This window comes from Galbibacter sp. (assembly GCF_035306585.1).
Taxonomy (GTDB): Bacteria; Bacteroidota; Bacteroidia; order Flavobacteriales; family Flavobacteriaceae; genus Galbibacter.
The window spans coordinates 54,438-69,297 of the sequence record NZ_DATGNU010000051.1 but is presented as its reverse complement, the minus strand read 5'-3'; the positions used below and the strand labels follow the sequence as shown (position 1 = coordinate 69,297).

Annotated in this window: 11 protein-coding genes and 1 riboswitch; of the genes, 5 read left to right on the top strand and 6 right to left on the bottom strand. The window is 38.3% G+C overall.

Going from position 1 to position 14,860, the window contains the following annotated elements; genetic code table 11:
* A partial coding sequence (locus VKY50_RS06220; RefSeq protein WP_324299962.1) for a prephenate dehydratase domain-containing protein occupies nt 1-429 on the bottom strand: 429 nt, incomplete at its 3' end.
* 502 nt (nt 430-931) lie between these two features.
* Between VKY50_RS06220 and VKY50_RS06215 the strand changes: the two genes are divergently transcribed.
* The 5 genes from VKY50_RS06215 (at nt 932) to VKY50_RS06195 (ending at nt 7,843) form a co-directional block, all read left to right on the top strand.
* Nucleotides 932-1,798: a DUF4412 domain-containing protein gene (locus VKY50_RS06215; protein WP_324299960.1), complete on the top strand. Its 867-nt coding sequence runs from the start codon at nt 932-934 to the stop codon at nt 1,796-1,798.
* 788 nt (nt 1,799-2,586) lie between these two features.
* A complete protein-coding gene (gene pncB / locus VKY50_RS06210) occupies nt 2,587-3,774 on the top strand; it encodes a nicotinate phosphoribosyltransferase (RefSeq protein WP_324299958.1) in 1,188 nt (395 codons plus the stop codon).
* A 201-nt stretch (nt 3,775-3,975) separates the two neighbouring features.
* Nucleotides 3,976-4,872 (top strand): gliding motility-associated ABC transporter ATP-binding subunit GldA, encoded by an 897-nt coding sequence (gene gldA, locus VKY50_RS06205; RefSeq protein WP_324299956.1) that lies wholly within the window; start codon nt 3,976-3,978, stop codon nt 4,870-4,872.
* A 100-nt stretch (nt 4,873-4,972) separates the two neighbouring features.
* Entirely contained in the window at nt 4,973-5,413 is a 441-nt protein-coding gene (locus VKY50_RS06200) for a universal stress protein (protein ID WP_324299954.1), read from the top strand.
* Nucleotides 5,414-5,773: 360 nt separating this feature from the next.
* A complete protein-coding gene (locus tag VKY50_RS06195; RefSeq protein WP_324299952.1) occupies nt 5,774-7,843 on the top strand; it encodes an amino acid carrier protein in 2,070 nt (689 codons plus the stop codon).
* Nucleotides 7,844-7,880: 37 nt separating this feature from the next.
* Here VKY50_RS06195 and VKY50_RS06190 read toward each other — a convergent pair whose 3' ends face one another.
* The 5 genes from VKY50_RS06190 to VKY50_RS06170 are packed head-to-tail and all read right to left on the bottom strand — an operon-like array spanning nt 7,881 to nt 14,571.
* Complete coding sequence (locus VKY50_RS06190; RefSeq protein WP_324299950.1) at nt 7,881-8,657, bottom strand: head GIN domain-containing protein; 777 nt, start codon at nt 8,655-8,657, stop codon at nt 7,881-7,883.
* Nucleotides 8,658-8,673: 16 nt separating this feature from the next.
* Complete coding sequence (locus VKY50_RS06185; protein ID WP_324299948.1) at nt 8,674-9,780, bottom strand: acyloxyacyl hydrolase; 1,107 nt, start codon at nt 9,778-9,780, stop codon at nt 8,674-8,676.
* Nucleotides 9,781-9,815: 35 nt separating this feature from the next.
* Complete coding sequence (gene metF / locus VKY50_RS06180) at nt 9,816-10,769, bottom strand: methylenetetrahydrofolate reductase [NAD(P)H] (RefSeq protein WP_324299946.1); 954 nt, start codon at nt 10,767-10,769, stop codon at nt 9,816-9,818.
* Nucleotides 10,770-10,812: 43 nt separating this feature from the next.
* Nucleotides 10,813-13,515 (bottom strand): methionine synthase, encoded by a 2,703-nt coding sequence (gene metH / locus VKY50_RS06175; protein ID WP_324299944.1) that lies wholly within the window; start codon nt 13,513-13,515, stop codon nt 10,813-10,815.
* 42 nt (nt 13,516-13,557) lie between these two features.
* A complete protein-coding gene (locus VKY50_RS06170) occupies nt 13,558-14,571 on the bottom strand; it encodes a homocysteine S-methyltransferase family protein (protein ID WP_324299942.1) in 1,014 nt (337 codons plus the stop codon).
* A gap of 110 nt (nt 14,572-14,681) precedes the next feature.
* A riboswitch (SAM riboswitch) is annotated at nt 14,682-14,798 on the bottom strand.
* Nucleotides 14,799-14,860 lie beyond the last annotated feature (62 nt).

Here is a 14,860-nt window from a genome sequence, read left to right as displayed (position 1 = left end):
TTTTAACTGACCCTTGTGAATTCTTCTGGCCACCTCTGCTGTATCCACATCTTCAATTAGTTTGATATGCGGGTATTGCCTAAAAAAAGCCTTACATTGAAGTAAAGCCATAGGATGAGAATACACCTCTGTAATATCTTCAATAGATTGCCCTTTTAGCGCCATTAAATTATGATGTACGTTAATGTAGTGCTCTCCTATGATATGCAAGTCATTTGCATCAATTAGAGCATAGTTAGGAATAATGGATCCCGCGATGGAATTTTCAATAGCCATCACTGCAACCTTGGTTTGTTTACTCAAAAGGCTGTCCACCAATGCGTCAAAAGACAAGCATTCATCAACCTGGGTATCCACTCCAAAGTATTCTTGAGCCACCTGATGGTGAAAAGAACCTAGTATTCCTTGTATTGCAACTTTTGTATTCATTTTAAATTTAGATCATAAAAAAAGTCCCGAAATTTCTTCCGGGACTAACATATTATTTTTATCACAAATACCTATAACAGTCCCGCTTCTCTCTTAAAAAAGTAAAAGAAGAAAAAATAAAAGTTCCAGTTATAAGCGTTTGTAAACATGATCTCTTGACGTTTGTGGCGCTAAAGTAACTATTAATTTGAAATTAAAACCCCTAGTCCCCTAATTTTTTTCATTTTCTGATAAAATATAACTTTTTTTAACGATTTGATTTCAAAAGCAACCTTTCATCACGATTCTTATATCGCATGATATAATTCTAATCTATCTAGTTCGCCCACGTAGCTTTGAGCAGTCTATGAAATTGTCTAAAATAACCTAGGAGTACTTAAAATATAGCGCCTTGACCATAGATTTCATACCATTCACCGAAGAACAATGGTAATTCACGGATTCTGAAGTAATTCCAAAATATTGTTCTTAACTTTAAGAGATCATCCAAAATTCCAACATTATGAAATCAATTAAATTCCTTACCGTATTAATGCTTTTTTGTTTTGTAGCTCCTACCCATGGGCAATTTTTAAAAAAACTAAAAAAGAAAGCTGGAGATGCCGTCGAACAAACCGTATTAAATAGAACAGAAAAAGAAGTCTCTAAGGCCACCGATGATGCCATTGATGACATGATTGAATCAAGCGCCAATGAAAAACATGCTACTAAGGATTCTAAAGAAATGCAGGAAAGCATTCAGTCCTTATTCGGAGGTGGAAACATTGATAATATTCCAGATCAGTATAATTTCTCTTATAAAGCCGTTATGGAAATCACTTCTAAAGATGATAAAAATCAATTGGAGTATTGGCTTCAGCCCGATGTACGTTATTTCGGGACGAAAATCTCGCAGGCTGGAGAAGATAATCTTACAGTGCTTGATTTAGACAATAAGAGTATGACCATGTTTATGCATTCGGATGATCAGAGACTTATCATGCCTATGCGAACAGACAGCAAACTATTTCAAAAGATCCTTGAAAATGCAGATCAAGAATCAAACAGTGAACCTCTTGACTATGTAGAAATCGAAAGTAAATCAATCTTAGGTTACCATTGCAAAGGGTATGAATTTACCACAGAAGATGGCGTTTCTAGAATATGGGTGACTGACCAAACACCAGTTGGATTTAACAGTGGCCTTTTTAATACAGACAACAGCCTTCCAAAGACCTTCATTCCAATGGATGGGAACACCATGATGATGGAGATGCAATTTATACCTAGCAAAAAGAATGATGACACCTATATGATGAAATGTATTGAGTTTACCAAAGAAAACATGCGTGTTCGTAAAGCTGATTATAAATCAATGTTACAGTACTAAAGAAAAAATCGAAAAACCCATAAGGGAAGTGCACTCCCAAAACCCAGTTTCAATGGTACCGGCTAGAATAGAAGTATTGGAAGCCCCTAGAATTTATGGAAGAGATTTATCGACTCCTCCTACTTCAAAGTGGTGAGTGTTATCGAGGAAAGAATCCACTTTTATTGCTAATCTCTGGAGTACTGGGTAGTACTTCGGTTGGTTTGTTCACCAAAATTAAGCAGGCATGCTTGCACTAATTGATGTAAAAAATTATTGACAGTATATAACGCCGCAATTATAACTTTTACAGCTAAGGCTACTTTATTGGCTCCATAGGAAAGAGGTGTATCAAGTTGCTTTTTTAAAAAATGAACTTTTCCTAAAAGAGTTTTTAAGTATCTGATCTTGAGAGGTAGTTTCTAAGGTTAAATTTTGGGGGGAGATTGAGATATGCTCTAATGATAATTTACCATATCAAATTCTAAAAAAATCCTCCGTAAATTCTTTAAGAAGAACTTCTTGATAAGGTAATAGTAGATCCATCCTTTAATCTTTTACTTAATCAAAGACACAAATTTTGACTTGAATCCAGGCCAATGAAGCTCAAAAAATAGGATTTCGAGCATATTACTTTATTCACCAATGGCCAGTTCCCCCATGATTTTGGAAAAATAAACCCCTATAACCCATAAATACGAGCGTATTTTTTTAAAAAAATTATGCTTTAGAATCCTAAGGGATCGAAATAGGAACCTAACTATTTTGGAAAATAAATAGTAACTTTCGAAAAAATTACAAAGCTCGTAATGCTTATGGATACGCAATTCACTGTATTTAACTCAATATTAGATAACGATTTTTATAAATTCACTATGCAGTGTGCTGTGGTAAAACTTTTTCCCAGAGTACAGTCTAGGTATCAATTCATAAATCGTGGGGAGCATAAATTCCCTAAAGGTTTTGATAAAGCGTTACGAAGTGCAGTTAATCAGATGACACAACTGCAACTAACCAAAGACGAAAAACAATTTTTAATTGAAAATTGCCCATATCTCAATCCAGCCTATATTGATTTTTTAGAAGGGTATCGCTATGATCCTTCTGAGGTAAGTATCCAGCAAGATGGGGAAGATTTAAAAGTAAGTGTCCAAGGTTACTGGTATCGCACCATACTTTGGGAGGTCCCTTTGTTATCACTCATTAGTGAGTTGTTCTACAAGCTTACTGAGCAAGAAGGTTGGAGCAATGAAAAAATTGTTGCCAATACCCTAGAGAAAATCAAACTATATGATGAACTCCAAGTTAAGTTTGCGGAATTTGGAACCCGAAGAAGGCATTCCTATCGTACCCATAGAGTTGTTATGAATACGCTTTCAACCTACAAAGCAGACATCTTCACTGGTTCCAGCAATGTCCATATGGCTATGATTCATCAAGTAAAACCCATAGGAACCCACGCACACGAGTGGTTTATGTATCACGCGGCAGAATACGGATTTAAAATGGCCAATTCCATGTCCCTTGAACATTGGGTGGATGTATTTCGTGGAGACCTAGGAGTAGCGTTATCAGATACCTATACAACAGATGTATTCTTTAGACATTTCGATACTAAGTTTGCTAAACTTTTTGATGGTGTACGGCATGATAGTGGGGATCCTTATAAGTTCACCGAAAAAACCATTGAACACTACAACAAGCATGGGATTAATCCACTTTACAAATACATTATTTTTTCAGACGGGTTAAATCCAGAAAAAGTGGAAGCAATAACCAAGGCTTGTAAAGGGAAAATCGGTCTTTCTTTTGGTATTGGAACCAACCTCACTAATGATGTCGGTCTTAAGCCTATGAATATTGTAATTAAACTCACCGAGGTTTTAACAAGTAATAAAAGTTGGGTACCAACGGTTAAAATATCGGATGAACCCAATAAACACACAGGAGATCCTGAGATGATTGATCTAGCCCAAAAACTACTTCGCATTGATTGATAGTTTTGGTGTTATTATCAACTGCTAACCAAGATGAGTATTTTGGGCATTTATAGATGAACAAGCCCTTTTTTTTTGGCAAAATCACGATGGTGTGAAGCTATAGCCGCAAGTCCCTGTATTCACTTAAATTTACAGACTCTTGGAATTAAACCACAGAATCCCTTACTTTGATCGGCATACGCAATAAATTTACCAAGGATGTCTATAGAGATTAAAAACATCAGTAAGAGCTACGGTGACAAACAAGCCCTTGACAACATATCGTTTGCTATTAAAAAAGGAGAAATCGTCGGTTTACTAGGTCCAAATGGAGCAGGTAAATCCACGCTAATGAAAATTCTAACGACCTTCCTTTCTCCAGATAAAGGCAGTGTGATGGTAAATAATTATTCCGCCACAACGCATTCCATGCAGGTAAAAAGAAGTATTGGTTACCTGCCAGAACACAACCCTTTGTATCTAGAGATGTATGTTCGAGAATACCTAAATTACATCTCTTCGATATACAAGGTGAGTAAGGATCAAATAACACCCATAATACACCACTGCGGCCTTGGAGACCATGCCCATAAGAAAATAGGGGCATTATCCAAAGGATATAGGCAACGGGTAGGTCTAGCCGCCGCCTTAATCAGCGATCCAGAAGTACTTATTCTAGATGAACCTACCACAGGCCTAGATCCGAATCAACTTATCGAGATCAGAAACTTAATAAGGGAAGCAGGGAAGGAAAAAACCATCCTTTTATCCACCCACATCATGCAGGAAGTCGAAGCCATTTGTGACCGTGTGATCATCATAAAAGACGGGAAAATAGTCGCTGATAAAATACTTCAAGACCTTCGTTGTTCAAAAACACAGGTCATCGAAGTCGAATTTGACTACCGGGTAGAAAACATCTTATTGGAGCAACTACCACGGGTGCTGGAGGTTAAAAACACGGTCGGTTTTGTTTATCAGATCACCTTTGACACCGATAAAGATATGCGAGGGTCCTTATTTGATTTTGCTCATGATAATGGGCTTAAAACATTACAATTAAATCAAAAAAATAAAGACTTAGAGAGCCTCTTTATCGAATTGACTAGACCTTAGAACTACACCAATTCATTGATTAAACAAAGTTTAATGCCTTGATTTCTGTAAGTTCAACTAATATTTGTATATTAATGGTATATAAAACCAAAAGACAAATATGGAAAACATACTTGTGGCCATTGGTCAAACGAAAGATGCCGACAAACTTATCACTCAAGCTGTTAAATTTGCAAGCTACTCAAATGGAAAAATATGGATTATTCACGTGGCAACACCAGATCCCGATACGCTCATTGCCAGAGAGTCTGGACCACAGTTTATCTATGATCAAAGAGCAGAAAATCGTAAAAAAGAGGCCGCTTTTATTGAAAAGTTGGCACAAGATATTACTAAAAACTACCATATAGAAGCCGAAAGTATTTTAGTTCAGGGCGCTGTTTCAAAAGTCATTAGAGAAAAGGTTGATAAGTTTAATATTGACCTAGTTATTGCTGGACATAGAAGAAAGGATTTTTTATACAGTCTCTTTACCGCAAATAACAAAAAGGATCTTGTGGACGAATTAAACATTCCTCTTTTGGCAGTCCCATTACACTAATTACAAGCAAATTAATAAGTAGATTACTGGTCATAATAGATAAATCTATTATATTTGTGGCTTAATTTTTTAAAGGATTTTAAAAATAGGATGGTTCTATAAACTAAATTATTTTTCTTCTCGGAGGTTACGGGAGCTATATATGCTTTATCTTCACATTTTTTCGATTGATTTCACCTTTAGATTAAGAAGGATTTACTAAACGAGCTTTTTAAGTTACATCCGATTTATTCACTTTAGTAAATTCACGAGTTGATACAATGTAACTAAAGGAATATCCGTACGAACAGTCTTGAAATGCTGTGGATATGCACATGGTTTTAAAACATACCATTCAAATTAGAAACGATAGCAAATATTATGATTAAATACCTTTTTACCCTACTATTCACAATTTCATTTCTTTCACTGCAGAGTCAGGATTTGGTGGTAAAAGAAACCTTAGGTAATAAATCAAAGGTCATAAATGATGGTTATATCTCCTTAGAAGTTCATGGAGGTCTTCCACCATATACATACAAGTGGTCCAATCAAACCACCCCTTTAGATTCCAATACCGCCACAGGACTGACGGAAGGTATTCCTTATACTGTGACCATCACTGATAGTAAGGGTACAAGTGTACAACATAGCTATAAAATTAAATCCAATAATATTCCAGAGTTTTTTAACGGCACTGCTGTCCCATTGGTAAATCAAATGTCTAAAGTGTTATTCTGGGATCCTTTTAGTGCTTTTGGCATCTACGACCCTAAGGTATATGCCGACATTAAAAGAATACCGATTCCAGGATGGACGGCAGGAATAGAGGATCGTTTTGTTTTGAAGCAATGGGTGGTTGACCAAAACCAACATGTAGAACAAGGAGACTTGATCGCTATTGTTACCTCCTCCAAAAGTGGGGACCTTAAGGTATATGCAAATGCTACAGGCATACTGAAACATTTAAATGATACAGACGAGGTAATTTACAATGCTGCAAACAAATCCCATGTTATAGAGGTTGGGGCTCATAATTTAGCGGAGATCAAGCTCGATCAGCCTGTGCTAGTGAGGCATCCCAACGGTGACCCAAAAACAAGCAACATTCCGTTAATTGTAATATGGCTTATTTTTGGTGCTTTTTTCTTTACCATCCGTCTAGGGTTCATAAATTTTAAAGGGGTGAAGCATTCGCTTCAACTTGCAAAAGGTGATTATGATGACCCAAGTGCGCCTGGTAAAATTACACATTTCCAAACCATGACAACCGCGGTTTCCGCAACTGTTGGACTGGGTAATATTGCTGGGGTTGCCATAGCAATATCCGTCGGTGGTGCTGGGGCTACTTTTTGGATGATCATTGCTGGGCTCCTTGGAATGGCCTCAAAATTCACAGAATGTACACTGGGAATTAAATACAGAACCATCAATTCTGAAGGTAAAATTTTTGGAGGACCTATGTATTATCTTAAACATGGACTCGAGAAGAGGAAAGCTAAAAAATTAGGTAAATTTTTAGCGGTACTCTTTGCGATTCTATGCGTTGGCGCAACATTAGGTGGTGGCAATATGTTCCAAGCCAATCAGTCCTTTGAAATTTTAGCCAGTCAATTTGAATTCATGCAAGGAAAAGGGCTTTATTTTGGTCTCTTTTTAGCATTTCTAGTTGGCGCTGTAATCATTGGTGGTATTGAGAGCATTGGGAAGGTAACCAGTCGTATTGTACCTGTTATGGCAGGGATCTATGCACTCGCTGCTATTATTATAATAGTTATAAATATTGATAATTTGGGTGCTGCACTATCTGCTATTTACAATGGCGCTTTTAATGCTACAGCTCTAAAAGGTGGTATTATAGGGGTCATGATCGTAGGATTTCAACGGGCAGCGTTTTCAAGTGAATCTGGAGTAGGTTCTGCCGCAATCGCACATAGTGCAGGAAAAACCAACCATCCTATTTCAGAAGGATATGCAGCGCTAATTGAACCCTTTATCGATACGGTGTTGGTTTGCACCTTGACAGCTCTTGTTCTAATTTTCACTGGCATGCACGAAGTTCAAGGAGTGGGTGGTGTTCAACTCACCTCCGCTGCTTTTTCCACAGTAATCTCATGGTTCCCTTATGTATTAACTATGGTGGTATTACTATTTGCATTTTCCACAATGATATCTTGGTCATATTACGGCATGCGCGCTTGGACCTTCTTATTTGGGAAAGGCAATAGTGTTGAACTTATATACAAGGTGATGTTTTTAATCTTTGTTGTAGTAGGTGCTTCTGTTGGACTTGGTGCGGTTTTGGATTTTGCCGATATGATGATCTTAACAATGGCATTTCCAAATATGATCGGGATGTATATCTTAATTGGTGAAGTAAAAAAAGACCTCAACGAGTACAACCGAAAATTGAAAAATGGGGAACTTTATAAACGCCCATCGAAGAAGTAATATTTCTTGCAAAAACGGGACCTTTTTTCACTCGCGTTTATTCGATGATATAGTGGCCTTTATAGTGCTCCTTTACCTGTTGAGTTGCAGGTGGCCTTACGGCTATAAGATCTCCAGTCCCATATAGGTCAGCCTTTAAGTGTCCTGTGACATTTACTATCACATCATTGGAACTTCGATGATAGATTTGCGCATTTTCAACCTCGAAATCGCGTCCTTCAAATCGTCCATTTCCAGAGGCCATCGTTATATTTAATTGTTTTGCCTGCCCTTGAATATGCATATTGGATACTCCGTTAAATACCAATTGGAATTCATTCACTTGCAGATCTAAATAAAATTCTCCGCTGGTCAAGTATTCGTTGTTTCTGTAATTCTCCGAGTACACCCTTAATTTATCGACTGTGATCCTCCCCAAGGATCGTACATCTCCTTGTGTAGCACTTCGAATTTCAACAATATCGGGACTAGATACATAGATAGTCGTCAGTCCATAGTCCCTAAAAAAGTTACATTCATTTTCATTTCTTAATTGCAATTGTCCATCTACAACCTGAAGCTTAATATCGGGCAATAAATTCTCACCGGTTTTAATTATGACCTTCTGTTGTTGTTCTTGAATGAAAACTAAATGAAGATTCCGCTCTACCAAGATTCGATCAAAAGAGGCCACCTCCACCTGCTGCTCAATAATCCTTCCAGCAGATTGTATACAATCATTGGCATTCTCACTATCACAACCTATAGATACCAGAAGAACGTAAAATGCCATCAAATGAGGTAAGATATGCAGGTGTTTTATGCTTAAAATCATCTTTAAGTATCCCATTTTAAAGTCTGTAACCAATTCCTATTTCAACCCCTTCTGCTTGTGCGGCATGCGCCTTTACCGTAATTGCGGCGAAGAACTTTTTATCTTTAGTAAGATACGCTTTTAGCCCTCCTCTTAAATACACTTCTCCTTCATAATCTACTGGATAATAAATATAATAACCAGCTTGAGCAACCACAGAGAGTCTGTTCACAAAAAGTTCATGTCCTATAAACACACCTGCTCTTTTAAAATCTTCCGTACCGTCAATTCCCCGCTCGGGATAGGCGATGCTACTATAGCGTATGTATTCCTTTAAAAAATTAGAATAGAAAACATCCGTTCCTAGCTGAATAGCACTCTTTTTAGAGAGTCTTTTATCGGCATATGCCGAAAAGACGTAAAAGGGAAACTGCCCGCTATCGATCACATCACTTTCGTTGACTCCTGTTCTAAAGACAAAATTAAAACGTACAGGCTCCGTATAAGCACTGTTAATCCCTGCAGTTTCGATGTACTCTGGCTGGGCTTGCTCCAGGTTATAATTAAGGCCGATATTAAAGTTAACCGTATTTATACTCGTATTTGGAGCTTTGGTATTTCCGTTGGAATAATGAATGAGTGTTACTCCTGCCTGGAATCCAAATCTATCGAATATGCGCTCCTTTTTATAGTTTAACATCAGGTAAGTACTGCTTAGAACAGTTGATCCAAAGGCAACATTGCGATAATTATCCTCTTTGTCATACGGCTTTTCTGCAAAGGCAACCCCTTGCCCCACTCGGAACATGAGGCTTCTATTGAAGAAATAAAAGTTATAATGCCCATAAAGAGCCGTATTACTTCCCATATAGGGATTCTTGAAATTATGATAAATCAGAGAGGCACCGTAATCAGGATAATTGTAGCGTTGCTCCCACTCTTTATGCCCATAGGTTTTTCTACTCCAGCTAAGTATATAACCCTCTGGATGATCCGTAACCAAGTGCAGAATGTCATCGTTGTGCTTACTTATATTTCCGTAAAAGTAGCTCAGGTCAATGTAAGAAGTATGCACTTTGTCCTTTTGTTGAGCTCTTAACCCGATACAATAGATCGACATCAATACTATAATTAGGTTTCGCATCGTTTAATTTTCAAATGCTAAAATAACCTTATTAATTAAAATAGGGCTTGCGCAATACTTTTAATGTTATCGGATTTACCCATCGAATAATAATGCAATACGGGCACACCGGCATCTTTTAGTTCTTTGGACTGAGCGATACACCATTCTACTCCCACTTGCCGTACTTCTTTATTGTTTTTACACTTATCCACCGCCGAAATTAGGTCTTCTGGCAGATCAATTTTAAATACTTGCGGCAGTAATTGTAGGTGCTTTTTAACAGCTATTGGCTTAATCCCTGGAATTATTGGAACGGTGATACCTGCCTCACGTGCTTTTTCAACAAATTCAAAATACTTGCTGTTGTCGAAAAACATCTGAGTAACAATATAATCGGCTCCCGCGTCAATTTTTTGTTTAAGTTTTTTAAGATCAAACTCTAAAGAAGGTGCCTCCAGATGCTTTTCAGGATAACCAGCAACGCCAATGCAAAATTCATTATTATTGTAGTTCTCTAGGGTTTCATGCAGGTATTTCCCTTGACACATATTTCTAATTTGCTCCACCAATTCATAAGCATAGCTGTGACCGCCCGGGGTAGCTTCAAAATACCGTTGGTGCTTCATGGCATCACCACGAAGAGCCATCACGTTTTGGATACCAAGATATTGACAATCCACCAGCATATACTCCGTTTCTTCCTTTGTAAATCCTCCACATAAGACATGTGGAACAGTATCTACTTTGTATTTGTGCTTAATTGCCGCACAGATACCAACAGTTCCAGGTCTACTTCTGGTTATCTTACGATCAAATAATCCATCCTTTTCAAGATAAACAAATTCCTCCCGTGAGGTAGTAACATCAATAAATGGTGGATTAAACTCCATCAATGGATCTATGTTATCGTAGAGTTCTTGAATATTCTTACCCTTTTGTGGTGGAACAATTTCAAATGAGAATAAGGTTTTATTTTGAGCAGCTTCAATATGTTCTGTTATTTTCATGCGACTTTTTGTTGATTTTGCTAATTGGACAAGAAAAGGAATTTTAAGAATCCGCGATATTTGGACTCAACCATTTGGCAGCCTCCTCCGTAGGGATTCCTCTACGTTTTGCATAATCAGCCACTTGATCCTCTTTTATTTTACCCAAACCAAAATATCGGCTTTTAGGATGAGCAAAATAATATCCAGATACAGAAGATGCTGGCCACATGGCCAAGCTATCGGTGAGTTTTACTCCTATTCGCTCTTGGACCTTTAACAAACTCCAAATGGTTCGTTTCTCAAGGTGATCTGGACATGCTGGATACCCTGGTGCAGGTCGAATTCCTTTATAAGATTCTTTAATCAATTCTTCATTGGTGAGTTGTTCGCCTTGATCGTAGCCCCATATCTCAGTACGCACTTTTTTGTGGAGATATTCCGCAAAAGCTTCGGCTAATCGATCCGCTAAGGCTTTGATCATAATGGAATTATAGTCATCTAAATTTTTGACAAATTTATCAGCGATCTCATCTACACCAAATCCAGTAGAAACGCAAAAAGCGCCCATATAATCCTGTCGTCCACTTTCTTTAGGAGCAATAAAATCGGCGAGTGCAATATTTGGTGCCCCTTTTGTTTTTTGTGATTGTTGACGCAGGGTCAAGAATTTTTCAAGCTCCTCTCCATTCTCTGAATAAATTTGAATATCATCGTCATTGACCTGATTTGCAGGGAAAATCCCTAATACCCCCTTGGCGGTAAGCCATTTCTCTTCAATGAGCTGATTGAGCATTTGAGTTGCTTCATCAAAGAGTTTTGTAGCCGCCTCACCCACGAGTTCATCCGTTAGGATCTTAGGGTATTTCCCGTGTAGCTCCCAGGATCTAAAAAATGGCGTCCAATCAATATAAGGCAATAATTCTTTTAAATCGAGTTGAATTTCTTTCACCCCAATAAAATTGGGTTTAGGTACAGCATACGCCTGCCAATCAAGTTGCATCTTATTTGCTCTGGCCTGCTCGAGGGTTAAATAATTCTTTATACGAGTTCGTTTCAAAAACCCTGCTCTTACTGTGTCATATTCCTCTTTTAAGTCAGCTTTATACTGCTGATTTATCTTTGGATTTAATAGATTACTAGCCACACTTACAGATCTTGAAGCATCACTCACATGGACAACTGTCTTGGAGTACACTGGAGCAATCTTCACGGCTGTATGCGCTCTAGAGGTAGTTGCACCACCGATCATCACGGGGATGCTTAGATTGAGTTTTTCTAATTCCTTGGCCAGGTATACCATCTCATCCAAAGAAGGAGTAATTAATCCACTCAGTCCTATTAGATCCGCTTTTTCATCTAACGCAGTTTGAATAATTTTCTCGGGCGGAACCATCACACCAAGGTCTATGATCTCAAAATTATTACATGCCAATACTACTCCTACAATGTTTTTACCAATATCGTGTACATCTCCCTTTACGGTAGCCATGACAATTCTACCTGCAGAACTGGAGTTTTCCTCCTTGGTAGCCTCGATAAAAGGAAGTAAATAAGCAACAGCCTTTTTCATCACTCGAGCCGATTTCACCACCTGGGGTAAAAACATCTTTCCACTACCGAATAAATCACCTACCACATTCATTCCCTTCATCAGATTGACCTCAATAACTTCAATAGGCTTGTCTGCTAATTGACGGGCTTCCTCTACATCTTCCTCAATGAATTCTAGGATTCCTTTAACCAGTGCGTGAGTGATTCGATCTTGAAGACTACCACTTCTCCACTGGAGTTGTTGTTTCTCGCTCCCTTTGGTATTTCCTTGGACAGTCTCGGCATAATCCAATAGGCGTTCGGTTGCATCGTCCCGGCGATCTAAAAGCACATCCTCAATATACTCTAAAAGCTCTTTATCAATTTGATCATACACCTCCAGCATTTCTGGATTGACAATACCCATGGTCATACCATTTTTAATTCCATGGTATAAAAACGCAGCGTTCATTGCCTCACGTACCGTGTTGTTCCCACGGAAGGAGAAGGAGACATTACTAACACCTCCACTGATTTGTGCATGAGGTAAGTGCTCCCTTATCCATTTTGTAGCACGGAAAAAATCAACCGCATTTTGACGGTGTTCCTCCATACCTGTCCCCACTGGAAAAATATTAGGGTCAAATATAATATCTTGTGGCGGGAATCCTACCTTATTTACAAGGATGTCATAGGAGCGTTTACATATATCGATTCTTCGTTGATAATTATCAGCCTGTCCTTCCTCATCAAATGCCATCACGATGACTGCTGCCCCGTAGCGTTTAATGAGTTGGGCATGATGTATAAATTCAGCCTCTCCTTCTTTTAAACTTATTGAATTTACAATTCCTTTACCCTGAACAACCTTTAATCCCGCCTCAATAATCTCCCATTTGGAGCTATCAATCATTATAGGAACTCTTGCAATATCAGGCTCCGCGGCAATTAAATTTAAAAATTTCACCATGGCGTACTTGCCATCAAGCATCCCTTCATCCATGTTGACATCGATAATTTGGGCGCCTCCTTCTACTTGTGCCCTGGCAACTTCCAAAGCCTGGTCGTAATTCTCTTCCTTAATCAGACGAAGAAATTTTCGAGATCCTGTTACATTGGTTCGCTCTCCAACATTTACAAAATTTGTATTTTCATCAATAATTAATGGCTCTAATCCAGATAATGCCAAAGGCAATCGTTTACTTCGCTCTTCTATATTTTGTTGGTCAATCATTTTTTTCTACTTCAAAGATCAATAATGCTAGGGGATAACTTTTTAATTCGCCAGACTTGTATTGGGTAGCTTTCTAGGGCTGAACTCCGCAGCGAATTCAGCAATTAAGCCAATATGTTCTGGGGTCGTTCCACAACAACCACCTATAATATTTACCACGCGCTCTTCGAGGTATTTTCGAACCAAGCTTTGCATTTCTTCTGCAGTTTGGTCGTACTCCCCAAAGTGATTCGGTAGCCCAGCATTCGGATAAGCTGAGATATAAAATGGTGATTGATCGGATAATCGCTTAACATAAGGAAGTAATTGATCTGCTCCAAGAGCACAATTAAACCCTACACTCAGTAAGGGTATATGGGAAATGCTAATTAAAAAAGCTTCCGCTGTCTGACCTGAAAGTGTTCTCCCAGAGGCATCGGTAATTGTTCCACTAACCATAATAGGGACGTCTATACCGCGAGCGTCTTTAACCTCTTCTATGGCAAACAATGCTGCCTTGGCATTTAGGGTGTCAAAGATGGTTTCAACTAGTAACAGATCTACTCCTCCATCAATCAAGCCTTCGATTTGCTCGGTATAAGCCAAGCGCAGTTCATCAAAGGATATTGCTCGAAAGCCTGGATCATTGACATCAGGTGACATACTTGCCGTACGATTCGTAGGACCCATTGCACCAGCGACAAAACGAGGTTTGTCCGGCTGCTTTGCAGTGAACTCATCTGCTACCTTTCTTGCAATTTTTGCAGATTCGAAATTCAGTTCATACACCAAATCCTCCATGTGGTAATCGGCCATTCCAATACGAGTACTAGAGAAGGTGTTGGTTTCAACAATATCAGCACCCGCCTCAAAATACTTGGCGTGTATCTCAGCAATAGCCTGGGGTTGGGTAATCGATAGAAGGTCGTTATTTCCTTGAAGTGGATATTCAAAGGTTTTAAATCGCTCGCCACGAAAATCTTCCTCGGTAAATTTGTAACGCTGCAGCATGGTTCCCATTGCGCCATCTAATACCAAGATTCGTTTTTCTAACGCCTTTTCAATATCCTTTTTCATATCATTTCTGTTAATAATTATTCGATATATTTACGTGTCCCTTTTATTTTTATTTAAAAAAGGTCGTGTGTATTATGCGGTAAGTATCAAGAAAAAAAAGAAAAGTCTTTTAGTTATCTTTCCACTATACATGTGGTAGAACGTAGCACCTTCTCTAATTTTCCATCGAAAATAAAAGGGTTGCTAAGGCTTCTACGGGTCTATCCCTTCACCTTTCTTGATAACACACAGTACAATTAAGGAACTTATAAGCTGCAAATATAACGTAGATTTTAGTGGTAAACAAGCT

Bases quoted from the DNA above. Each gene is read 5' to 3' on its own strand.
- VKY50_RS06215 (WP_324299960.1), top strand. From the start codon at position 932: ATGAAATCAATTAAATTCCTTACCGTATTAATGCTTTTTTGTTTTGTA.
- pncB (WP_324299958.1), top strand. From the start codon at position 2,587: ATGCTTATGGATACGCAATTCACTGTATTTAACTCAATATTAGATAAC.
- gldA (WP_324299956.1), top strand. From the start codon at position 3,976: ATGTCTATAGAGATTAAAAACATCAGTAAGAGCTACGGTGACAAACAA.
- VKY50_RS06200 (WP_324299954.1), top strand. From the start codon at position 4,973: ATGGAAAACATACTTGTGGCCATTGGTCAAACGAAAGATGCCGACAAA.
- VKY50_RS06195 (WP_324299952.1), top strand. From the start codon at position 5,774: ATGATTAAATACCTTTTTACCCTACTATTCACAATTTCATTTCTTTCA.
- VKY50_RS06190 (WP_324299950.1), bottom strand. From the start codon at position 8,657: ATGATTTTAAGCATAAAACACCTGCATATCTTACCTCATTTGATGGCA.
- VKY50_RS06185 (WP_324299948.1), bottom strand. From the start codon at position 9,780: ATGCGAAACCTAATTATAGTATTGATGTCGATCTATTGTATCGGGTTA.
- metF (WP_324299946.1), bottom strand. From the start codon at position 10,769: ATGAAAATAACAGAACATATTGAAGCTGCTCAAAATAAAACCTTATTC.
- metH (WP_324299944.1), bottom strand. From the start codon at position 13,515: ATGATTGACCAACAAAATATAGAAGAGCGAAGTAAACGATTGCCTTTG.
- VKY50_RS06170 (WP_324299942.1), bottom strand. From the start codon at position 14,571: ATGAAAAAGGATATTGAAAAGGCGTTAGAAAAACGAATCTTGGTATTA.